The sequence below is a fragment of the Zoogloea oryzae genome (assembly GCF_030161255.1).
GTDB lineage: Bacteria > Pseudomonadota > Gammaproteobacteria > Burkholderiales > Rhodocyclaceae > Zoogloea > Zoogloea oryzae.
Map to the genome: position 1 here is coordinate 46,201 of NZ_BSPX01000008.1, position 19,886 is coordinate 66,086.

Annotated in this window: 13 protein-coding genes; 12 read left to right on the plus strand and 1 reads right to left on the minus strand. The window is 65.1% G+C overall.

Annotation, left to right across the window (positions count from 1 at the left end):
• Window positions 1-42 precede the first annotated feature (42 nt).
• The gene (locus QQK25_RS04610) at window positions 43-318 is read right to left on the minus strand and encodes a hypothetical protein (protein WP_284186888.1); all 276 of its coding nucleotides are present in this window, start codon (window positions 316-318) and stop codon (window positions 43-45) included.
• Between the two features lie 211 nt (window positions 319-529).
• Here QQK25_RS04610 and ompR point away from each other — a divergent pair, with 211 nt between their 5' ends.
• The 12 genes from ompR to QQK25_RS04670 all read left to right on the plus strand — a co-directional run bounded on the left by ompR (window position 530) and on the right by QQK25_RS04670 (window position 19,688).
• A complete protein-coding gene (gene ompR / locus QQK25_RS04615; protein ID WP_153159483.1) occupies window positions 530-1,261 on the plus strand; it encodes an osmolarity response regulator transcription factor OmpR in 732 nt (243 codons plus the stop codon).
• Between the two features lie 9 nt (window positions 1,262-1,270).
• Window positions 1,271-2,620 (plus strand): ATP-binding protein, encoded by a 1,350-nt coding sequence (locus tag QQK25_RS04620; RefSeq protein ID WP_284186889.1) that lies wholly within the window; start codon window positions 1,271-1,273, stop codon window positions 2,618-2,620.
• A gap of 39 nt (window positions 2,621-2,659) precedes the next feature.
• Window positions 2,660-3,370, plus strand: a complete 711-nt coding sequence (locus QQK25_RS04625; RefSeq protein WP_228111725.1) for an MBL fold metallo-hydrolase — start codon at window positions 2,660-2,662, stop codon at window positions 3,368-3,370.
• Window positions 3,360-3,773 (plus strand): group II truncated hemoglobin, encoded by a 414-nt coding sequence (locus tag QQK25_RS04630; RefSeq protein WP_284186890.1) that lies wholly within the window; start codon window positions 3,360-3,362, stop codon window positions 3,771-3,773. Before QQK25_RS04625 ends, QQK25_RS04630 begins: the two co-directional genes overlap by 11 nt.
• Window positions 3,774-3,917: 144 nt before the next feature.
• Complete coding sequence (locus tag QQK25_RS04635) at window positions 3,918-4,454, plus strand: septation protein A (RefSeq protein ID WP_284186891.1); 537 nt, start codon at window positions 3,918-3,920, stop codon at window positions 4,452-4,454.
• Entirely contained in the window at window positions 4,454-4,753 is a 300-nt protein-coding gene (locus tag QQK25_RS04640) for a YciI family protein (protein WP_284186892.1), read from the plus strand. The genes QQK25_RS04635 and QQK25_RS04640 overlap by 1 nt, the downstream gene beginning before the upstream one ends.
• A gap of 5 nt (window positions 4,754-4,758) precedes the next feature.
• Window positions 4,759-5,013 (plus strand): BolA family protein, encoded by a 255-nt coding sequence (locus tag QQK25_RS04645; RefSeq protein ID WP_153159874.1) that lies wholly within the window; start codon window positions 4,759-4,761, stop codon window positions 5,011-5,013.
• A gap of 33 nt (window positions 5,014-5,046) precedes the next feature.
• Entirely contained in the window at window positions 5,047-5,826 is a 780-nt protein-coding gene (locus QQK25_RS04650) for a peptidylprolyl isomerase (RefSeq protein ID WP_284186893.1), read from the plus strand.
• A gap of 124 nt (window positions 5,827-5,950) precedes the next feature.
• The gene (locus QQK25_RS04655) at window positions 5,951-6,292 is read left to right on the plus strand and encodes a hypothetical protein (protein ID WP_284186894.1); all 342 of its coding nucleotides are present in this window, start codon (window positions 5,951-5,953) and stop codon (window positions 6,290-6,292) included.
• A gap of 246 nt (window positions 6,293-6,538) precedes the next feature.
• Window positions 6,539-7,063 carry a ShlB/FhaC/HecB family hemolysin secretion/activation protein gene (locus tag QQK25_RS04660; RefSeq protein ID WP_284186895.1) on the plus strand — a complete coding sequence of 175 codons (525 nt, stop codon included), beginning with the start codon at window positions 6,539-6,541 and terminating at the stop codon, window positions 7,061-7,063.
• Between the two features lie 2 nt (window positions 7,064-7,065).
• Window positions 7,066-18,846 carry a two-partner secretion domain-containing protein gene (locus QQK25_RS04665; RefSeq protein ID WP_284186896.1) on the plus strand — a complete coding sequence of 3,927 codons (11,781 nt, stop codon included), beginning with the start codon at window positions 7,066-7,068 and terminating at the stop codon, window positions 18,844-18,846.
• A complete protein-coding gene (locus QQK25_RS04670; protein WP_284186897.1) occupies window positions 18,843-19,688 on the plus strand; it encodes a DUF769 domain-containing protein in 846 nt (281 codons plus the stop codon). The genes QQK25_RS04665 and QQK25_RS04670 overlap by 4 nt, the downstream gene beginning before the upstream one ends.
• Window positions 19,689-19,886: the final 198 nt, after the last annotated feature.

Sequence of the window (19,886 nt, forward strand, 5' to 3'; positions counted from 1 at the left end):
TTTCCGGGACGGCGAGCCGCGGCGGCGTTGCGCGATCGAAGCTCAGTCGCGCCGGCGCATCGGGCCGTAAACATCACGGCCGGCTTCATGCACGTCGTGGCGCAACTGACGGCGCTCCTCGGACGACCAGCGCCGCGGGTTGCGGCTGTCCTCGGCCTCGGGACGGCGCTGCTGGGCGTCGGGGACGAGCCCCTGCGCATCGCGGATCTGCCCCTGCCGGTCGTAGGGGCCGGCGTAGGAACGCAACCACGCACCCGCCCGCTCGACACCCTCGGCCGACGCGGCGCTGCCAGCGCCCAGCCCGATGGCGCCTGCCACGAGAAGGCCGAGTGCACGCAGTGTCGACAATGTCTTCTGACGTTCCATGGGGCTGAATCCTAACCTGACCAATTGGATTCTGGCAGTCCCCTCCGCGAATGAAATCAACCTTTGTAAGAGGATGTTAGACCCCCATCACGGCTTACGTTTGCTTACCCGCCCTAACCTGCCCGTCTGGCGGCCGGACGGGCGAGGCGCTAGGATTCGGGTCATGGAAAAAGAGAGTTATCGCATTCTGGTCGTTGATGACGACCTCCGCCTCCGGGATCTGCTCAAGCGCTACCTGAGCGAGCAGGGCTTTGCCGTCAAGACGGTGAGCGACGCCGCCCAGATGGATCGCGCGATCCTGCGCGAGCATTTCGACCTGATGGTCCTCGACCTGATGCTTCCCGGCGAGGATGGCCTGTCGATCTGCCGGCGCCTGCGGGGCACCAACAACCCGATCCCCATCGTGATGCTCACCGCCAAGGGCGACGACGTGGACCGCATCGTCGGCCTCGAGATGGGCGCCGACGATTACCTTCCAAAACCCTTCAACCCCCGCGAGCTCGTCGCCCGCATCCACGCGGTGCTGCGCCGTCAGCCGCAAACCCCGCCGGGTGCCCCCGCCACCGAAGACGAGGACGTGCGCTTTGGCCAGATCGTCGTGCAGCTGGGCTCCCGCGTGCTTGTCCGCAACGGCGAGGAGACCCTCCTCACCACCGGCGAATTTGCGCTGCTCAAGGTGTTGCTCCAGCACCCGCGCCAGCCGCTCTCCCGCGACCGCCTGATGGAGCTCGCCCGAGGCCGCGAATACGACGTCTTCGACCGCTCCATCGACGTGCAGATCTCCCGCCTGCGCAAGCTGATCGAGGAAGACCCCGGCAAACCCCGCTACATCCAGACAGTGTGGGGCTTCGGCTACGTCTTCGTGCCGGACGGCAACAAGCACACCGCCCAATAACGCCGATCCGTGTCGCCGCTTCACCCCCGCGCCCTCCTGCCCGGCTCACTGCTGTGGCGAATCTTCCTGCTGGTGGCGGTGCTGATGCTCGCCTCGGTCACGGTGTGGTCCGTCATCTTCAGCCACTTCGACCAGCAGAACCGGGCGCGGCAGACGGCCCAGACCGTCGTCAGCATCATCAACCTCACCCGCACCGCGCTGCTCAATGCCGATCCGGCCCTGCGCAAGGATCTGCTGCTGGATCTCGCGACCCTCGAAGGCATCCGCATCTACCCGGCCGAGCCCCAGGACAAGATCGCTCCGCTTGAAGACACCGCGGTGCTGCGTCAGGTGATGACGGACGTGCGCCTGCAGCTCGGCGCCGAAACCCGCTTCGCCTCATCGTGGGAAGGCCTGCCCGGCTTCTGGGTGAGCTTCCGGATCGAAGCCGACGACCCGGCCGACCACGCGGACTTCTGGGTGATGCTGCCCGCCGAGCGGATCATCCGCCCCCACGCCCGTGAGTGGATGTGGTGGGGCCTCGCCGCCCTCAGCCTGGCGATGCTTGGCGCCTACATGATCGTCTCGCGCCTGAACCGCCCGCTGCGCGCGATGGCCGCCGCTGCGCGCACCGTTGGCCGGGGCGAGATCCCGCCACGGCTCTCCGAGCGCGGCCCCGCCGAAGTCGCCGATCTCGCTCATGCCTTCAACCAGATGTCCAACGACCTTCAGCAGCTCGATGCCGACCGGGCGCTGATCCTCGCCGGCGTGTCCCACGACCTGCGCACCCCCCTCGCCCGCCTGCGCCTGGGCGTCGAGATGTGCGGCGCCGACCCAGCCGACGTGGACGCGATGGTCTCCGACATCGAGGACATGGACCGGATCATCGGCCAGTTCCTGGAATTTTCCCGTATCGACGGCGGCGAAACCCTCGCGGCCGTGGATCTCGGCGAACTCGCCGACGAACTTGCCGGCGTGTATGCCCGGCGCGGCTTCCCGATCGACCTCCGGCGCAGCAGCGCCCCCCCTGCGCTGGCCCGGCCCCAGGCTCTGCGCCGGGCCGTCACCAACCTGATCGAGAACGCCCTCAACTACGCCGGCGGGCCACCCGAACTCGAAACCGGCGTAATCAACGGCCGACCGGTGCTCCACGTACTCGACCGGGGCCCCGGCATCCCGGCCTCGGAAACCGAGCGCGTCAAGCGCCCGTTCACGCGCCTGGAGGCCGCCCGCAGCAACACCAAGGGGTCGGGCCTCGGGCTCGCCATCGTTGACCGCATCATCCGGGGGCAATTTGGCGAATTCCAGCTGGCATCCCGCCCCGGCGGCGGGCTGGATGCCCTCATCCTGCTCCAGGCCGCGCCCAAGGACCCGAGTTAAAGCTAGAATCGGAGCAATCCCCTTTATGGCGCAAAACCCATGATTCTGTTCCGCCAGTTCTTCGACGACGCCAGCTCGACGCTGACCTATCTGCTCGCCGATCCCGTCACCGGCGACGCCATCATCATCGATTCGGTCAAGGCTCACCTGGGCGCCTACCTCAGCTTCCTGCAGGAACAGGAGCTGCAGCTCGACTGGGTGCTGGAAACCCACATCCACGCCGACCACATCACCGGCTCAGCCGGCCTGTGCGAACTTACCGGCGCCCGCAGCGCCATGGGCCGGGCCGGTGCCGCCGGCTGCGCCGACCGGCTGCTCGGCGACGGCGACACCATCGTCTTCGGCAACCAGGTGATCCGCGTCATCCCCACCCCGGGCCACACCCCGGGCTGCGTGACCTATCAATGGCGCGACCGCATCTTTACCGGCGACGCACTGCTCATCGGCGGCTGCGGCCGCACCGATTTCCAGGGTGGCGACGCCGGCCAGCTCTACGACAGCGTCACCGAGCGGCTGTTCACGCTGCCCGATGAAACCCTGGTCTACCCCGGCCACGATTACCGCGGCGCCCGGGTGTCGTGCATCGCCCAGGAAAAACTGGGCAACCCCCGTTTCAGCGGTCACAACCGCCAGAGCTTCATCGAACAGATGGCGGCGCTCCAGCTGCCCCGCCCCGAGATGATGGACGAAGCCCTGCCCGCCAACCTCAACTGCGGTCGCAGCCGCTCGCTGGATGTCCATGGCGCCTGAGCAAGCCACCACTGCCTACGCCCAGCTTGGCGGCGAAGACACCCTTCGCCGCCTCGTGCATCGCTTCTACGCTCTGATGGACACCCTGCCGGAAGCCTGGGAACTGCGCCAGATGCACCCGGAGGATCTCTCCGGCTCGGAAGAAAAACTCTTCATGTATCTGAGCGGCTGGCTCGGCGGCCCCCCGCTGTACGAGCAGGCCAACGGTCATCCGCGCCTGCGTGCCCGCCACCTGCCCTTCACCATCACCAGCGCCGAGCGCGACCAGTGGCTGATGTGCATGAACCTGGCCCTTGACGAGGTCCTTCCCGACCACCCGCTGCGGCCACGCCTGTGGGGCGCCATCGAAGGCCTCGCCGATCACATGCGCAACAAGGCCGACCCACCGGGCGCTCGTGAATAAATCGTTCGCCGATCCCTGCCGGGTGCTTCCAGCGCCGGCTGTAATTCAGTACAGTACGCCCGTTTGCGACCCGGACCGCCCGGCCCTGCCGGCCCCTCCGTCGCCATTCCTGCGTCCTGCCGAGCCGTCTCCCAGCGTCCTGCGATGAAATTCCTCTTCGACCTGTTCCCGATCATCCTGTTTTTTGTCGCGTACAAGTTTGCCGGCATCTTTGCCGCCACTGCCGTGGCCATCGCCGCGACCATCGGGCAGATCGCCTGGGTATGGTTCCGGCACCGCAAGGTCGACACCATGCTGTGGGTCAGCCTGGCGATCGTCACCATCTTCGGCGGTGCCACGCTGATCTTCCAGAACCCCACCTTCATCAAGTGGAAGCCCACCGTACTCTACTGGTTCTTTGCCGTGGCGCTGCTGTTCTCGGCCTACGTCCTCAAGAAGAACCTCATCCGCACGATGCTCGAAGCCCAGCTCAAGCTGCCCGAGCACCTGTGGCAGACGGTCAACCTCGCCTGGGCCGGTTTTTTTGCACTGATGGGGGTGCTGAACATCTTCATCGCCTACAATTTTTCCGAAGACACCTGGGTCAACTTCAAGCTCTTCGGCGGCATGGGTCTGATGCTCGTGTTCGTGCTGGCCCAGGGAATGCTGCTGTCCCGCTACATTGAAGAGGAACCCAAGTAATGCTGTATGTCCTGATCGGCGAAGATGCCCCCGGCTCCCTGGACAAGCGTCTCGCCGCGCGTCCCGAACACGTCGCCCGCCTGCAGGCGCTGCAGGCCGAAGGCCGACTGGTCCTGGCGGGCCCCTGCCCTGCCGTGGATTCCCCGGACCCTGGCCCTGCCGGCTTCACCGGCAGCGTGATCATCGCCGAGTTCCCTTCTCTCGCCGACGCCGAAGCCTGGGCCGCGGCCGATCCCTACATGACCACCGGCGTGTTCGCCCGCTGTACCGTCAAGCCGTTCCGGAAAACCCTGCCGTGAGCGTCATGGACGAAATCCGCCAGCGGCTGGCCGTGCTGGCGCCGGTCAAGGTCGAGCTCATCGACGACAGCGCCCTGCACGCCGGCCATGCGGGCGCCCGCTCGGGCGGCGGGCATTACCGGCTGTCCATTGTCTCGGCGGCGTTCGCCGGCAAGAACACCGTTTCCCGTCACCGGATGATTTACGATGCGCTCGGCGACATGATGCGCAAGGAAATCCACGCCCTTGCCATCCAGGCAGAAACCCCGGAAGACCTTTAAATCTCCACCCCCTACACCACGCAAGGAAAACTGATGAAAACCCTCCCGAGCCGTCTGGTCGTTTCCCTCTTCGCAGCCTTCGTTGCGCTGCCCGCCTTTGCCCAGACTGTTGCCACCGTCAACGGCACCGCCATCCCCCAGGCCCGTGCCGACGTGATGATCTCCGAGCAGAAGTCCCAGGGTGCCCCTGAATCCGAGCAGCTGCGCAACGCCGTCAAGGAAGAACTTGTCCGCCGCGAGATCCTCTCCCAGGAAGCCCGCAAGAAGGGCTTCGAAAAGAACGGCAGCGTCCAGGCCCAGATGGAACTCGCCCGCCAGGCCGTGCTGATCCGCGCCTACCTGCAGGATTTCGTGAAGACCCACCCCGTCACCGACGCCGATGTGAAGTCCGAATACGACAAGATCAAGGCCCAGCTCGGCGACAAGGAATACAAGGCCCGCCACATCCTCGTCGAGAAGGAAGAGGACGCCAAGGCCATCATCGCCAAGCTCGAAAAGGGCGAGAAGTTTGAAGATCTGGCCAAGCAGTCCAAGGATCCCGGCTCCCGCGAAAAGGGTGGCGATCTGGGCTGGGCCAACCCGGCCGGCTTCGTGAAGCCTTTCGCCGAAGCGCTCACCAAGCTCGAGAAGGGCAAGATCACCACCACCCCGGTGAAGACCGACTTCGGCTACCACGTCATCAAGCTCGAAGACAGCCGCGCCCTCAAGGCCCCGGCTTTTGACGAAGTCAAGGGTCAGCTCAAGCAACGTCTTGAGCAGCAGAGTGTCGAACGCCATATCGCCGACCTGCGCGCCAAGGCTGCCGTCAAGTAATTCGATCGACCGGCTCCAGCCTGAAAGCCGACGCGTCAGCGTCGGCTTTTTTGCTTCTGGGGCCCGCCTCGCCGGCGACACGGCATACGGATAGGGCGGACTTCCACCTCGACGGGAGGTCAGGATGGACAGGACATCAGCGCCGCGCCAGGAACCCTTCTGGCACCTCCTCTACCGCTATCTGTGGCCCTTCGCGTGCTTTCGCGACGTGACCCAGGGCAGCCTCATCGAACGCCGGCAGAACTACCGCTACAACCGCCAGATGGGCGTCCACCTCCCGGGATTCATGGCCAAGTGGGCCTGCCTCACGCTGGTGTTCTTCCTGCTCGGGCTGGCCTTCGAGGAACTGCTGGAAGTAATGCTCCCCGCCGCCTGCTGCTATGTCACGAGCACCTGGGCCCTGACGATCTGCGTCCAGCTCTGCGTTGCCTGGCTATGGCTACGGCGCTTTCCAGAGCTCCATTGACCTGAGGCGCGGAAAGCTGAGCCAACCACTCATACACTGCTGGCGAGTGAGAGCATGACCAAGTGAAGGGCCGTCAGCGGCGCCCCAATCTGGACATGACGAACGTGCGCCCAAGCAAAACGACTACCCACATTGATTTACACAATACAATGTGTATACACTTACAGGCATCACATCATTCACATTGAATGCCTGCAATGCCATCCGGGGTCACGATGGAAAATAGTGCGGGCTCCCTGATGCCCCATGACACTCAGCCCATCCCATCCACAGCACCTCGCTCCGACGAGCCTCGGCAACGCCCATTCCCGCCAAACCTGCGACATCACCGCCAACGGCAGCCGCGACCACCAGGCTATTGACGGTCGCACCCAGCCCGACTGCGACTGCGGCGATCCCAGAAACAGCCAGATCCGGCTCAACCGCCTGGTCCACCGCTACGCCGGCACCAAGATCAGCGCCTCCCTCAAAGCCTGGGACCACCAATCCGGCGACACCAACGACGACACCCAAGTCGCCATCCGGCGCCACAGCATGCCCGGCGGAACAGCCAGCCACGGCCCCCGTACCTCCATCATTCGCGCGCCCCTCGCCGCCCCCGCCCGCACCACCTTTGGCGTCCGCAGCAACGCTTGTCTCCTGAACCACAACGTTTTCGCCGGCTCACCCCCGTCTCGGTCGCCCGACTTCCAGACGCCCATCGCCTTGATGGGCTTCGCCATCGGCCTGACCTGCCACCCCCTGGCCATCCCCCCTGAATCGGGCTTCTGACCATGAACCGACTGTGTTTCCGCCTCGTCTTCAACCCCACCCGCGGCATCCCGATGGCTGTCGCCGAAAACGCCCGCAGCCATCCGAAGGGCGGCACCCCTGGACGCAGCGCATCGCCCGGCCGCTCCGTGCGCACACCCTGCCAGACGCACCTTCGGGCCCTCACCGCCGGGGTCATGCTCATCACCGGGAGCCTGCTATGGCCCGCCCAGGTCAGCGCGCAGATCGTCGCCGACGGCCGCGCTCCCGGCAGCCAACGCCCGACCATCCTGACCGCCCCGAACGGCGTCCCCCTCATCAACATCCAGACGCCCAGCGCCGCCGGCGTATCGCGCAACACCTACAGCCAGTTCGACGTCCCTGCTGCCGGCACCATCCTCAACAACGCCCGCAGCAGCGCCACCACCCGCCTCGGCGGACTCGTGCAAGGCAACCCCTGGCTCGCCACCGGCACAGCAAGGGTCATCCTCAACGAAGTCAATGCCGCCAACCCCAGCCAGCTGCTCGGCTACCTCGAAGTCGGAGGCGCCCGTGCGGAAGTCATCATCGCCAACCCGGCCGGAATCCTCTGCAATGGCTGCGGCTTCATCAACGCGAGCCGTGCCACCCTCACCACGGGCACGCCCGTCATCACCGACGGCCGCCTCGATGGCTACCGCGTCGGCACGGGTACGCTCGTCGTCGATGGCCTCGGGCTCGACGCGCGGGACACCGATTTCACCCAGCTCATCGCGCGGGCAATCCGGCTGAATGCCGGCGTGTGGGCCGCGGATCTTCAAGCCATAACCGGCGCCGCCGAAGTCGCGGCGGACGGCAGCAGCGCAACACCACGCCCCCCGGCCGGCTCGGCACCGGCGTTCGCCCTCGACGTCGCAGTGCTGGGTGGCATGTACGCCGGCAAGATTCACCTCATCGGCACCGAAGCTGGCGTAGGCTTCCGCAACACCGGCCAGATCGGAGCTTCAGCCGGAGAAGTGCGCATCGACCAGCGTGGCTGGATCGACAACAGCGGGCAGATAGACAGCGCCACCCGGCTGACCATCACCACACCCGAAACCCTCACCAGCAGCGGGGCACTGCACGCCGGCACTGACGCCGTACTGAGCGGCCACGCAGGGCTCAGCCTTGATGGCAGCGCCGTTGCCGGTGGCGACCTCAGTCTGTCCGCCAGCGCCCCTGGCGCGCGTCTGACCAGCGGCGCCGACGCCTGGCTCGTCGCCGGCCACGGCAACGCTGGCGGCATGCTCAGCCTCAGCGCCGCCGGCCCCCTGGCGGCGCACGGCACCCTTATCGGTGGCGCCGCCATCGACACAAGCGCTGCCAGTCTCGACCACTCGACGGCCCGATTCACTGCCCCAGCCGTTCAGCTGCGCGCCACCCAGGGCGACCTGAATCTCTCGGCAAGCCGGCTCCACACCGAGGGCCGCCTCACCGTCAGTACGCCTGGGCTTCTTCGCAGCGCGACTGCCAACATTTCTGCCGGCCAGCTCGCGCTGGCAGCCCACGACCTCGACAACACAGGTGGCGTACTCCTCCATCTGGGCACGGACCCGCTGCAGCTTGTATTTGCCGGCACCTTCAACAACAGCAGCGGGCGCCTTGCCAGCAACGCCGTCGCGATCAATCTCGGCGCTGCCACGCTGTTCAATCGAGGCGGGCAGATCGAACACCGGGGCAACGGCACCCTCAGCCTCCGCGCCGACACTTTCAGCGGAAGCGACGGGCAACTCATTACCCAGGGCCAGCTCGACCTCACCGCGGGCCATCTCGACCTCGATCGCGCCCAGACCCAGGCCACGCATCTCACGATCACCGCCGCCGAGTTCAGCCACCGCCAGGGCACCCTCCTCCAGACCGGCAGTGCTCCGGCCTCACTCACCGTCAGCGGCCAGCTCCACAACCAGAACGGCCACATCGGCACCAACGCCGACCTCGCCCTCACCGTCGGCAGCCTGAACAACGACGGTGGCCGCCTTGAGGCACAGCACGGCAGCCTCGCCATTGGTGCTGACTTCATCAGCAACACCCGCGGTCAGCTCTACGCCACGGACGATCTGCGCGTCACCGCAGGCACCCTCACCAATCACGACGGCAGCGCCTACGCCATGCGCGATGTGGCCCTCGCACTCGCGGGCGGACTCGAAAGCAGCGGCACGCTCGCTGCCGCCCGTCATCTGGGCGTCAGCGCGGCATGGATCCAGACCAGCCCCGGCAGCCACCTCGCCGCCGGTCTGCAGCCCGACGGCCGGCTTGAGGGCGACGGTGCGCTCACCCTCCAAGCCCGCTCAGCCCTCGCCGCCCACGGCCAGAACCTTGCGGCGGGCGCGCTCAGCATCGCCGCAAGCAGTCTCGACCTCTCCGGCAGCACAACCCGAGCCCGCAACCTCACCCTCAGCGCCGACCTGCTCGACGCCCACACAGCCCGCCTCGTGGCCAACGGACAACTGCAAGCGCAGATCAGCGGCCACCTCGACAGCCGCGACGCCTATCTGAGCGCCGACCACCTCGACCTGAGCGCCGCCAGCCTCGACAACCGCGGCGGCGCCCTCATCAGTAGCGGTACCCGCGCCGCACACCTGCAAGTACACGACGAACTCACCAACCGCGGCGGGCAGATCGCCAGCAACGCCGACCTCACCCTCAATGCAGCCACCCTCGACAATCGGGGCGGCAGCGTCGTTGCCACGCAAGACGCCCAACTCACCGTCCGCGTCGCCGGCTTGCTGGACAACACCGGCGGGCTCATTGCAGGCAATCACGGTCTCACCCTTGGCGCCTCCCGCCTCGCCAACGCCGCCGGGCAACTCGAAGCCGCCACGGGTTCCGCCCATCTCAGCACCGACTTCTTCGACAACGCCAGTGGCCGCCTCTTTGCCGCCACCAACTTCACCCTGCGGGGTGGCGAGCTGGCAAACGGCAGCGGCAGCCTCTACGCCGGACGCGACGCCAACCTGGCCCTTTCCGGCGCCCTCCAGCACGACGGGGTGATCGCCGCCGCCCGCCACCTGGATGTCAGCGCAGCACGGATCAACGCCACCTCCGGCAGTCTTATCGCCGCCGGCATGCAAACTGACGGCCACCTTGCCGACACCGGCTCGCTCAACGTGCAGGCCAGCTCAGCCATCACTGCCCACGGCCAGCACCTCGCCGCAGGCGCCCTCTCCCTCAGCGCCCCCGCTCTCGACCTCGGCAGCAGCCTCAACGCCGCCCATGCCATCCGCCTTGCGGCCGACACGCTAAGCCTGTCCGGCGCGAATGTCCGCGCCGAAACCACCCTCAACGCCCAAGCCGGCGACCTCCTCGACACCCGAGCCGCCCACGTCAGCGCAGCTGAACTCAGCCTTCATGCCCGGCGCCTCGACAACACCGGTGGCGACTTGCGCCAGACCGGCGGTGGTGCCCTGCACATCGCACTCCCCGGCGCCCTCACCAACACCGGCGGGCAAATCCACAGCAACGGCGACAACCTGCACCTCAGCGCTGCCGGCATGGACAACCGCAACGGTTTCATCGGCCATGCCGGCGGCGGCACGCTGACAATCGACACCACCAACTTCACCGGCAGCGGCGGTCAGATCATCAGCAACGGCCACCTGAACCTGAGCACCCAGCGCCTTGTGCTCGACAACGCCACCAGCCAGGCCGACACCTGGCACATCAGCGCCAGCACCCTCGACCACCAGCGCGGCAAGCTGCTGCAAACCGGCAGTGGTACGAGCACCCTGAGCGTCGCCGCGCAGTTCGACAACAACGCTGGACGCGTCTCCAGCAACGGGGGCCTCGCTGTTGCGGCCGGCCAACTGGACAACCTGGGCGGCACCCTCCTCGCCACCCTCGACCTCAATCTCCAGGCTGCCAACCTCAACAACCCGGATGGCACCCTGTACGCTGGCCGCAACGTCACCCTCGCTGTCGCCGACACCCTCACCCACGGCGGCGTGCTCGGCGCGGGGCGCGACCTCGGCATCACCGCCGGCACCGTCGCTGCGGGCGCCGGCAGCCTCCTGGCCGCCGGCCTTCAGGCAGACGGACACCTCGCCAGCGACGGCAGCCTCTCGCTCAGCGCCCAACGCCAGCTCGACGCCCATGGCCGCCAGCTCGCCGCCGGCAGCCTCATGTTCGACGCAGCCCAGCTCGAGCTTTCCGCCAGCCAGAGCGCCGCCGCCTCCATCCAGCTCACCGCACGCAGTGGCGATCTCCGTGCAACCGGCGCCGACATCAGCGCGAGCAACCGGCTACAGACCCAGGTTGCCGGCCTCCTCGACACCCGCCTGGCCCATCTCAATGCCGCCGCCCTCACACTGCGCGCTTCCGCCCTCGACAACACCGACGGCGAGATCGTACAAACCGGCAGCAGTGATCAGCACCTCGAACTACCCGGCACCCTCGTCAATACCCGTGGCCGCATCGCCAGCAACGGCAACGCCTTGAGCCTTGCCGCAGCCACCCTCGACAACACGGCCGGGCGTATCGAGCACGCTGCGACCGGCCAGCTGAGTATCCGCGCAGCCACGCTCCTCGGCGACGGCGGCCAGATCGCCAGTGCCGGCAAACTCGATCTCGTCGCCCACCGCGTTGAGCTTGCCGGCGCCTCCACCCAGGCCGTCGGCCTGGCCCTCAGCGCAGACAGCCTGAACAACCAGGGTGGCACCCTCTGGCAAACCGGCACCAGCGAAGCCCACATCAACGTCGCCAGCATCCTCGACAACCGCGACGGGCAGATCGCCGGCAACGGCGCAGTCAAGCTCGCTGCCAACGTTGTCGACAACCGCCACGGCGAGATTGCCAGCACCCAGGCCCTCACCGCTGCGGCCAACCGCCAGTTCGACAACCGCGACGGCGGACGCGTCCACGCCGGCCATGACGGCCTGATCACCACCTCCGTGCTTGCCAACACAAATGGTGAAATCACTGCCGGCAGCCGGCTGGACGTCACCGCAACCACCCTCGGCAACGCCTCCGGCCTCATCGCAGCCGGCACCGATCTGAACCTGACCGGCGCCGAGATGGACAACCGCAGCGGATCCCTGGCAGCCATCGCGGGTGGCCTCACACTCACCGCCGGCGGGCTCACCACCAACGCAGGCGGGCACATCGCAGCTGCCCGTAGCCTCACCCTCGCCAGCGGCCAACTCGACAACACCCGCGGCACGCTCGTCGCCAGCAGCGCCACCGTAACCAGCCGTGGCCCCCTTGCCAACCGCGACGGACACATCGTCGCCTCCGGCAGCCAGGACGCCGGCACCCTCACCGTAACCAGCGGCCCCCTCGACAACCAGGGAGGCCTGATCCAGGCCAGCGGTCACCTGCTCATCGACACCCGCGGCGCCGATCTCGTCAATCGCGCCACCCTCGCAACCGGCGGCATCTTCGGTGGCGCCGATGTTGTGCTCCGCAGCGGTCTTCTCGACAACCAGGCCGGCTACATTGGCGCCGGCCGCCTTGAAGTCCTCGCCGACAAAATCGACAACACCATCGGCGGCACCGTTGCCAGCCTCGGCGTCACCACCGTCACGGCAACGGCGCTGCACAATGCCGACGGGCGTATCCAAAGCACGGGCGATCTCAGCCTCGCGGTCGCCAGCAGCATCGACAACACCCGCGGCGCGATCCAATCCACCCAACACGCCCAGCTCAGCGCAGCCGCAATACTGAACAACAACACGCGGGGCCCCGGCCTGGGCATTCAGGGCCGCACCGTCGAGCTCGTCACGCCGCGGCTCGACAATCGCGACGGCCTGCTCGCCGCCGATGACAGCCTGCGCGTCACCAGCACCGGTCACATCGACAACACCCGAGGCCTTTTGAGCGCCCTCGGCAGCGTCGTGCTCCACGACCCCAACCCGCGGCCAACCCTCGCAATCATCAACAGCGGTGGCGAAATCCTCGCCGGCCGGCAACTCTCGATCTCCGCCGCAACACTCGGTGGCGACGGGCGCCTGCTCAGCTGGGGTGATCTCGACCTGCACCTCGCTGGCGATTTCGGCAACAACGGTGAAATTCGCGCCAACGGCAACGCCAGGCTTGCGCTTTCAGGCACCTTCACCAACAGCGCCAGCCTCGCCGCTGGCGGCCACCTCGACTTACGGGTCGCAGCCCTCGACAACCGGGCCACTGGCGAAATGCAGGCCGGCTCGGCACTCCTCGCCAGTTCCACCCTGGTGAACCGCGGCCTCATCGACGCCAGCGACGCGCGCCTCGAAAGCGCCCTCCTTGACAACCTAGGTAGTGGCCGCATCTACGGGGACAACCTGGCAATCCAGGCCGCCACCCTCACCAACGCCGCAGAAGACGGCAGCGCGCCGGTGATCGCCGCGCGGAAGCGCCTCGACATGGGCATCGGCAATCTCATCAACAGCGAGCACGGTCTGTTATTCAGCGCTGGCGATCTCGTCATTGGCGGTGGACTCGACACCACCAGCCACGCCAGCGGCCAAGCTCGCACCGTGATCAACCGCAGCGCCACCATCGAAGCCCTCGGCAACCTCACCCTCAGCGCCGAGCGCATCGAAAACCTGGACACGCACTTTGCCACCGAGGTGGTGCGTACGTCGGTCACAGCGCATCGGGAGTTCTCGTTCAAGGAGCACCCCGAGCGCTACGACGCGTCTGAAGTTCACTATGAATACAGCTTCGATGACGACGGAGTCCGGACTCTCGTCGTCAACCAGCCTTACGACGACGGCCGCCTGACCTCCAGCGAATGGTTTGTCGAATACAACTTCAACCGCACCGTCGATGAGGTACGCCTGCTCGCCAGCGACCCGGCCCGGATTCTGGCCGGCAGCAATCTGCACGTCACCAGCGCAGCGCTCACCAACGACATGAGCCAGATCATCGCCGGGCGGCAACTCCGGCTGGAGCTCGCCACACTGGATAACCGCACTGCCACCGGCACGCGCACGGCCACCGACATTGGGGAGGCAATCGATTACTGGCGGTTCAAGGAAGACGGGCGCGACAGCCAGGGAACGCTGCTCGCCGACTACGCCCCCGCCCCACGCATCCAGACCTATGCGCTGGTCACACCCATCCTCGCCGAAAACACCACGGTCGCCGGAAGCGGAACAAGCATCGGGCACAGGTCCATCGACGCCCTCGTGGCAACGGCGACCGGTAGCCATGCGACCACTCCCGCCTCACGTACTCCGGTGCTCATCGAGGTGCGCAGCAGCGTGGACACCGGCAACCGGATCACCGGCAAGATCCTCGATACCGCCACGCCGACCACCATCGCACGGGATACCGGTGTTGTCCCCACGAGTCCGGCGGTGACCATCCCCCCCCTGGCGCAAATCAACACGACGGACAGCCCATCGCAAACCGTAGCCCAAAGCACCCCGGTATCCCGTGACGCAGCAACCGCAGCCGACAGCGTCACCCCTCGGACCTCCGCGATCCCCACCGGCAATACCATCGCCAGCAACACGCAGACCGTTGTGCGATCCATCGCGCCCTCCTTCACCCTGCCCAACAGCAGCCTGTTCCGCCTGAACGCAGACACCCGCGCCCGCTACCTCATCGAGACCGACCCGCGCTTCACCGATGCGCGCCTGTGGCTTAGCTCCGACTACCTCCTGGGCCAACTCGCAAGCGACCCGAACGCAGTGCAGAAGCGCCTCGGCGACGGCTTTTACGAACAACGCCTCGTGCGCGAGCAGATCGCCCAGCTCACCGGCCAGCGTTTCCTCGATGGTTACACCGACGACGAGACCCAGTTCGCAGCGCTGATGACTGCCGGAGCCCGCTTCGCGCAGGCGTGGCAACTCCGCCCAGGCGTCGCCCTCAGCGCCGAACAGATGGCAGCGCTCACCACCGACATCGTCTGGCTTGTGAGCACCCCCATCACGCTCGCCGACGGCAGCGTCACTCACGTGCTCGTACCTCAGGTCTATGCCGTCGTTCGCGACGGTGACATCGACGGCGCCGGAGGCCTCCTTGCCGGCGCCAGCCTGTCCCTCGCAGCACAAGGCAGCGTGAAAAACAGCGGCACCCTCGCCGCACGCGAGCGCCTGGACCTCACCGCCGACACCCTGCGCAATGCAGGCGGTCGTATCAGTAGCAGCGCGGTCGATGCCCGAACGCTCGGCGATCTGGAAAACATCGGAGGACGCATCGAAGCCTCGCGTGCGCTGACACTCCTCGCCGGTCGCGATCTCACGGTGGCCAGCACCACTGCATCCACCCAATCCCGCCAGGGCAGCCGCACCGCCGTCGACCGGACCGCCACCGTCTATGTCGGGGGCGGCGATCTCACCCTCGAAGCCGGCCGTGATCTCCACCTCGACGCCAGCCAGCTCATCAACCTCGCCCCCACCGGGGCCGGCCCGGCGGGCTCCACCACCCTCGTCGCTGGCCGCAATCTGGATCTCGGCACCCTGGCCGAAAGCCGCCGCCAGGAGATTGTCTGGAACGCTCGAAACTATCGCCGAGACGGAGAAGACCGCGAAATCGGCTCCACGATCCACACTACCGGCGACCTGCACCTGCAAGCCGGCCAGGACATCACCGCCCGCGCCGCCCAGCTCACCAGCGATCACGGCGCCCTGACCGTCACGGCCGGGCGCGATCTCACCCTCATGGCCGGCACCCAACGTCAGCTTCTTGATGAAGCCCACCAGTACAAACAACGCAGCCTGCTATCCAGCACAACCATCACCACCCGCGATACGCTGGACAGCACCACAGCCCTCGCCAGCACCCTGAGCGGCGACACCACCACCCTGTATGCCGGCCGGGACATCCGGGTCATGGGCAGCAATGTGGTGAGCACGGAGGGCACTGCACTGGTGGCGCAGCGTAACTTCACCGTGGAAAGCATCGTGACTTCCAACACCCAATCTCACCAAAGTCAGACAAAGAAGAGCGGTTTGCTAGGAGGAAGTGGTGTCGGCTTCACCATTGGCTCACAGCAACTCAAGGACGCTACCAGCGACACCAACGTAGTTCACGTCGGGAGCACCATCGGCGCGGTGGACGGCAGCTTACTCGTAAGCGCGAAGGGAGATGTTGCAATCAAATCTAGCGACATGCTGGCCGGCGAAGACATAGCGCTAATGGGCCGAAACGTGAGTATTGAGGCGCAACAGGATAAGGCCAGCTATCAAGAATCCCATGAGTTCAAACAAAGCGGTGTCACGCTCGCGCTAAAGAGCGCCATTATCGATACCGCTCAGGCTGTCGATGCTTCCGCCCAGCGAGCGCAAGAGGCTCAGGATGGCCGCCTGGGTGCGCTGCACGCGGCAAAAGCGGGCGCAACGGCATACGCTAGCTATGGCGCGATGACGAAGGAGGCGACCGCCATTAGTAAAGGGGACACAGGCAGTGTCAGCATCCAGGTCTCGGTCAGTAGCAGTCGGAGCCAGAGCCGCTCCGAAGCCACTTCCACCCTCGTCCGCGGCAGCTACGCACTTGCAGGCGGCAATATCGGCATCACCGCAATCGGAGAGCAGACTGCGACCGGGCTACCTGTGGATGGCACTGGAGATCTTGAAGTCGTTGCAAGTGCCCTCAAAGGCCAGAACGTGACCCTCACAGCCACTCGCGACATGCTGCTCCAGAGCGGTCAGAATATGACCGACCAGCATTCGTCAAACAGCATCGGCGGGTGGTCTGTCGGGGTGGGCGTGTCGTTGGGTAAGCAGACGGGTATCACCCTAAATGGCAGCGCATATGCAGGCTCGGGCGGGAGCGACGGCAAGTCGGTGCAGCAGGTCACAACCCAAGTCGAAGCCAGCGATACGTTGGTTCTGCGCAGCGGTCGCGATACCGTTCTCGAAGGCGCCCAAGCGGTGGGTTCACGGTTGGAGGCCGACATTGGGCGCAACCTGACAATCCAGAGCGTCCAAGACACGATGCGATATCACGCAGACCAGCACCAAATCAGCGCAGGAGCCTCCGCCACTTACGGTACGGGCGGCGGCTCCGCCAACATCGCTGTCAATTGGAGCCGAGCGCACGCAGATTACGCCAGCGTCAACCGGCAGAGCGGTCTGTTCGGTGGCGCTGGAGGCTACGACGTAGATGTTGGGCAGCATACGCAACTCGACGGCAGCGCGATTTCCAGCACAGCAGCCCCCAACGACAACCGCCTCTCCACCAACAGCCTCGCCTATACCGACATCGACAATCACAAGGAAGCGTCGGCCAGCGCTGGAGGTGTCAATCTGAGTTCAGACATTGTGTCCAATCCCGGATACGGCCTCGGCAAGAGCGCTTTTGGCAGCATGCTCGCCAACGCCAGCAAGGCAAACAGTGACAACTCGACCACCTACGCCGTAATCGGGGCAGGCACGCTTGAGATACGCAGCGGTGATCGACAAGCCTCCGACACCCTCAAGCGGGATCTAGAGGGCGCCACGCGTTCGCTGACGCGCGACGACATCGGTGCCATGCAGAGCAGCGTCAACCGAAGCAGCGAAGCCGGAACGTTAATCGCAGACATCGCCGCCGTCCTCGCTGACGAAGGAATCAGAAAGTATCTGAATCCCACCTTACACAAGGTCTTCTGCATCCAGCAACCCTGCACCAATGATCAGGAGCAGAACAGCCGGAGATTAGTCGAAAGCAAACAGCAGATTGCCTCCGCCCATCCGGAATGGTCGGACGAACAGGTGCAGACCGAGGCTCTCGCCGCCATCACAGCGTACAACCCGAATCGTGATCTGGACGCCAACGCTGTCAAACAGGTTGCGCGCGGAGAACAAAGCCTCGACAGCGATCTGACCGCCCAGAACGGGCACGAAACAATCAACAACGTCCTAACTCTGCCCGCTACCGTCGAGGAGCTGAAGGCCCTGAGCAACGACGAAAAGAAGGACTCCAGTGTCTTCAGCAACGGAATCTTCAATTCCTTGGACAGGGCGGCCCAACTAGCCTTGCAGATGACACCCCCGAGCGATGACTATGCACGGATTCAGAAAAAAGGGGAAACCACACCGAACATGACCTACTTAGTGCATACCGACGAAGCCAGCAACGGCGCGGGAGAACTGATCGTGGCTGCCATCGAAAAAGCCGCTGAAATCTTCAAAATCCCGTCACCCGCCTCCAGGCTGGAGGCCAGCGTCGTTCAGGAACTGTTGTTGCAGCGCAATGCGACAGGTGAGGCCGAACACCGCTTCAAGGATGGCAGCATCGCTTACGACAATCCCGTCATTAGTCCATCCCATAGCCGGGGCACCATGACCCAAGTGGGCGCATTGTACCTGCTCGCCGAAAGGGGCGTCACGGATGCACCGCTGACCTTGCTCGTCAACAATCCGGCAGCAGAAAAGAATCGATTTGAGACTACCGCGAAGGTTGTTTCACGCATGACCCCCAGCTTCTGGGCGCCGGAAAACGACCCCGTCGCCGTGGTTATCGGTGGCTACCCAGGGGCCTTATCCTGGTCAGACGTCGCCGAGATGTCCGCCACATCTTACTCAGTGCACAGTTGCGGCGGCACCGCGGCGATAGGATGCGATATGACCAACGTCAATCACGCCAAACTGTTTAGCTACCGAGATCTGAATATTCACGAAATGAACCAGAATAGACAATCCCATATTACCCCATTCCTGCACGCGTGGCTGAGCAATCAGCTGCCCGCAATGGCGCCGGCAATAGACATCAACACACTGCAGACAAACCAGAACGAACTAAACTGGCGGCTGCAATTGAAGACACCAATGCCAACCCTGCCCGGTTCGCAGGGATGGAACGGTGCGCCACCTGCGCCCAGCGACGCCCGCCTTGATCAACTTGAACAGTTACGCCGGCAATTGGGGAGCGGAACGAAATGAGCACTCCCAAACGCACCCTGCTGCTCTTTTGGGGGGTGGCCGCGGCGGTAGCCGGTTGTGCCTTCGAAGCGCGCCGAGATGGGAGCACAGGTCACCCCTTGCCGGCCTCACCCCGCGCACCGCGGGAGTTGAGCCTAAAGCACTACACCGTCAACCTGTTCGGGGAATACCGCGTTGTCCACGCCTACCTGGACGGGGTCAATATCAGCGTGTGTTACTCAGGCGCCGAGCCAAGCGACGTCCGGTTCGAGATGGTGACTTACACGAGCGGTAAGGCGAATACCCCAAGCCCCCCAGTACCGGGTTACTTTCTGAACCGGCGAGATCGAGCTAACCCTCCCCCTTACCCTGGCGTAACCGCAGCATTCCAGATACTCGGCACCAAGCACAGAAACGCCTACTTCGGCTATGACTTCATGACTTTCGGGAAATTCTGCGGTGACTGGACCGCCGGGGGCGCGGTCACACTAGGTATCCGTGACCGGCGCGCCGAGTCGATAGAACATCTTATTCTGGATAAAGAAACCTGGACCCGCGACTACAACGCGAGAAAAATTGCAGAAGGCACGCATTTCAGAGCATTCCTGGAGCCCACCGAGTACGTGGTGCGCAACGGTAACCGCTGGGTACATTTGCGCGAAAGAAGCCCGACCGTGCCGGGCATGGACGAAAACGACACCTGGCTGCTCCCGGTAGGGGATTCGAACTACTACTTCTACCTCGCGTTCGGCCATATGTACGGGGCGCGAATCGACCAGAACGTCGAATACATGAAAGTCCAGAGTCTGGTCGATCGGATCATCGACTCCTTCGTGGTGGAGAAACTGGAAGCCGAAAAATAGATTCTCTCCCGCAATCTCGGCTGGGCCGGCCATTGGAGACCAGAACACGATGAGCCCCCTGAAACGCACGCCCCGGCGATCCACGACAAGAACTTCGATCAAATCGAATCTTTGAAATCGCTGCGACCAAATAAAAATGCCGTTCAGCTTACGCTGAACGGCATTTGTCTGGCGATCCAGAACCGACAGTCAGTTCAG

Excerpts from the sequence above, each read along its gene's own strand:
- ompR (WP_153159483.1), top strand. The coding sequence starts at position 530 with ATGGAAAAAGAGAGTTATCGCATTCTGGTCGTTGATGACGACCTCCGC.
- QQK25_RS04625 (WP_228111725.1), top strand. The coding sequence starts at position 2,660 with ATGATTCTGTTCCGCCAGTTCTTCGACGACGCCAGCTCGACGCTGACC.
- QQK25_RS04630 (WP_284186890.1), top strand. The coding sequence starts at position 3,360 with ATGGCGCCTGAGCAAGCCACCACTGCCTACGCCCAGCTTGGCGGCGAA.
- QQK25_RS04635 (WP_284186891.1), top strand. The coding sequence starts at position 3,918 with ATGAAATTCCTCTTCGACCTGTTCCCGATCATCCTGTTTTTTGTCGCG.
- QQK25_RS04640 (WP_284186892.1), top strand. The coding sequence starts at position 4,454 with ATGCTGTATGTCCTGATCGGCGAAGATGCCCCCGGCTCCCTGGACAAG.
- QQK25_RS04645 (WP_153159874.1), top strand. The coding sequence starts at position 4,759 with ATGGACGAAATCCGCCAGCGGCTGGCCGTGCTGGCGCCGGTCAAGGTC.
- QQK25_RS04650 (WP_284186893.1), top strand. The coding sequence starts at position 5,047 with ATGAAAACCCTCCCGAGCCGTCTGGTCGTTTCCCTCTTCGCAGCCTTC.
- QQK25_RS04655 (WP_284186894.1), top strand. The coding sequence starts at position 5,951 with ATGGACAGGACATCAGCGCCGCGCCAGGAACCCTTCTGGCACCTCCTC.
- QQK25_RS04660 (WP_284186895.1), top strand. The coding sequence starts at position 6,539 with ATGACACTCAGCCCATCCCATCCACAGCACCTCGCTCCGACGAGCCTC.
- QQK25_RS04665 (WP_284186896.1), top strand. The coding sequence starts at position 7,066 with ATGAACCGACTGTGTTTCCGCCTCGTCTTCAACCCCACCCGCGGCATC.
- QQK25_RS04670 (WP_284186897.1), top strand. The coding sequence starts at position 18,843 with ATGAGCACTCCCAAACGCACCCTGCTGCTCTTTTGGGGGGTGGCCGCG.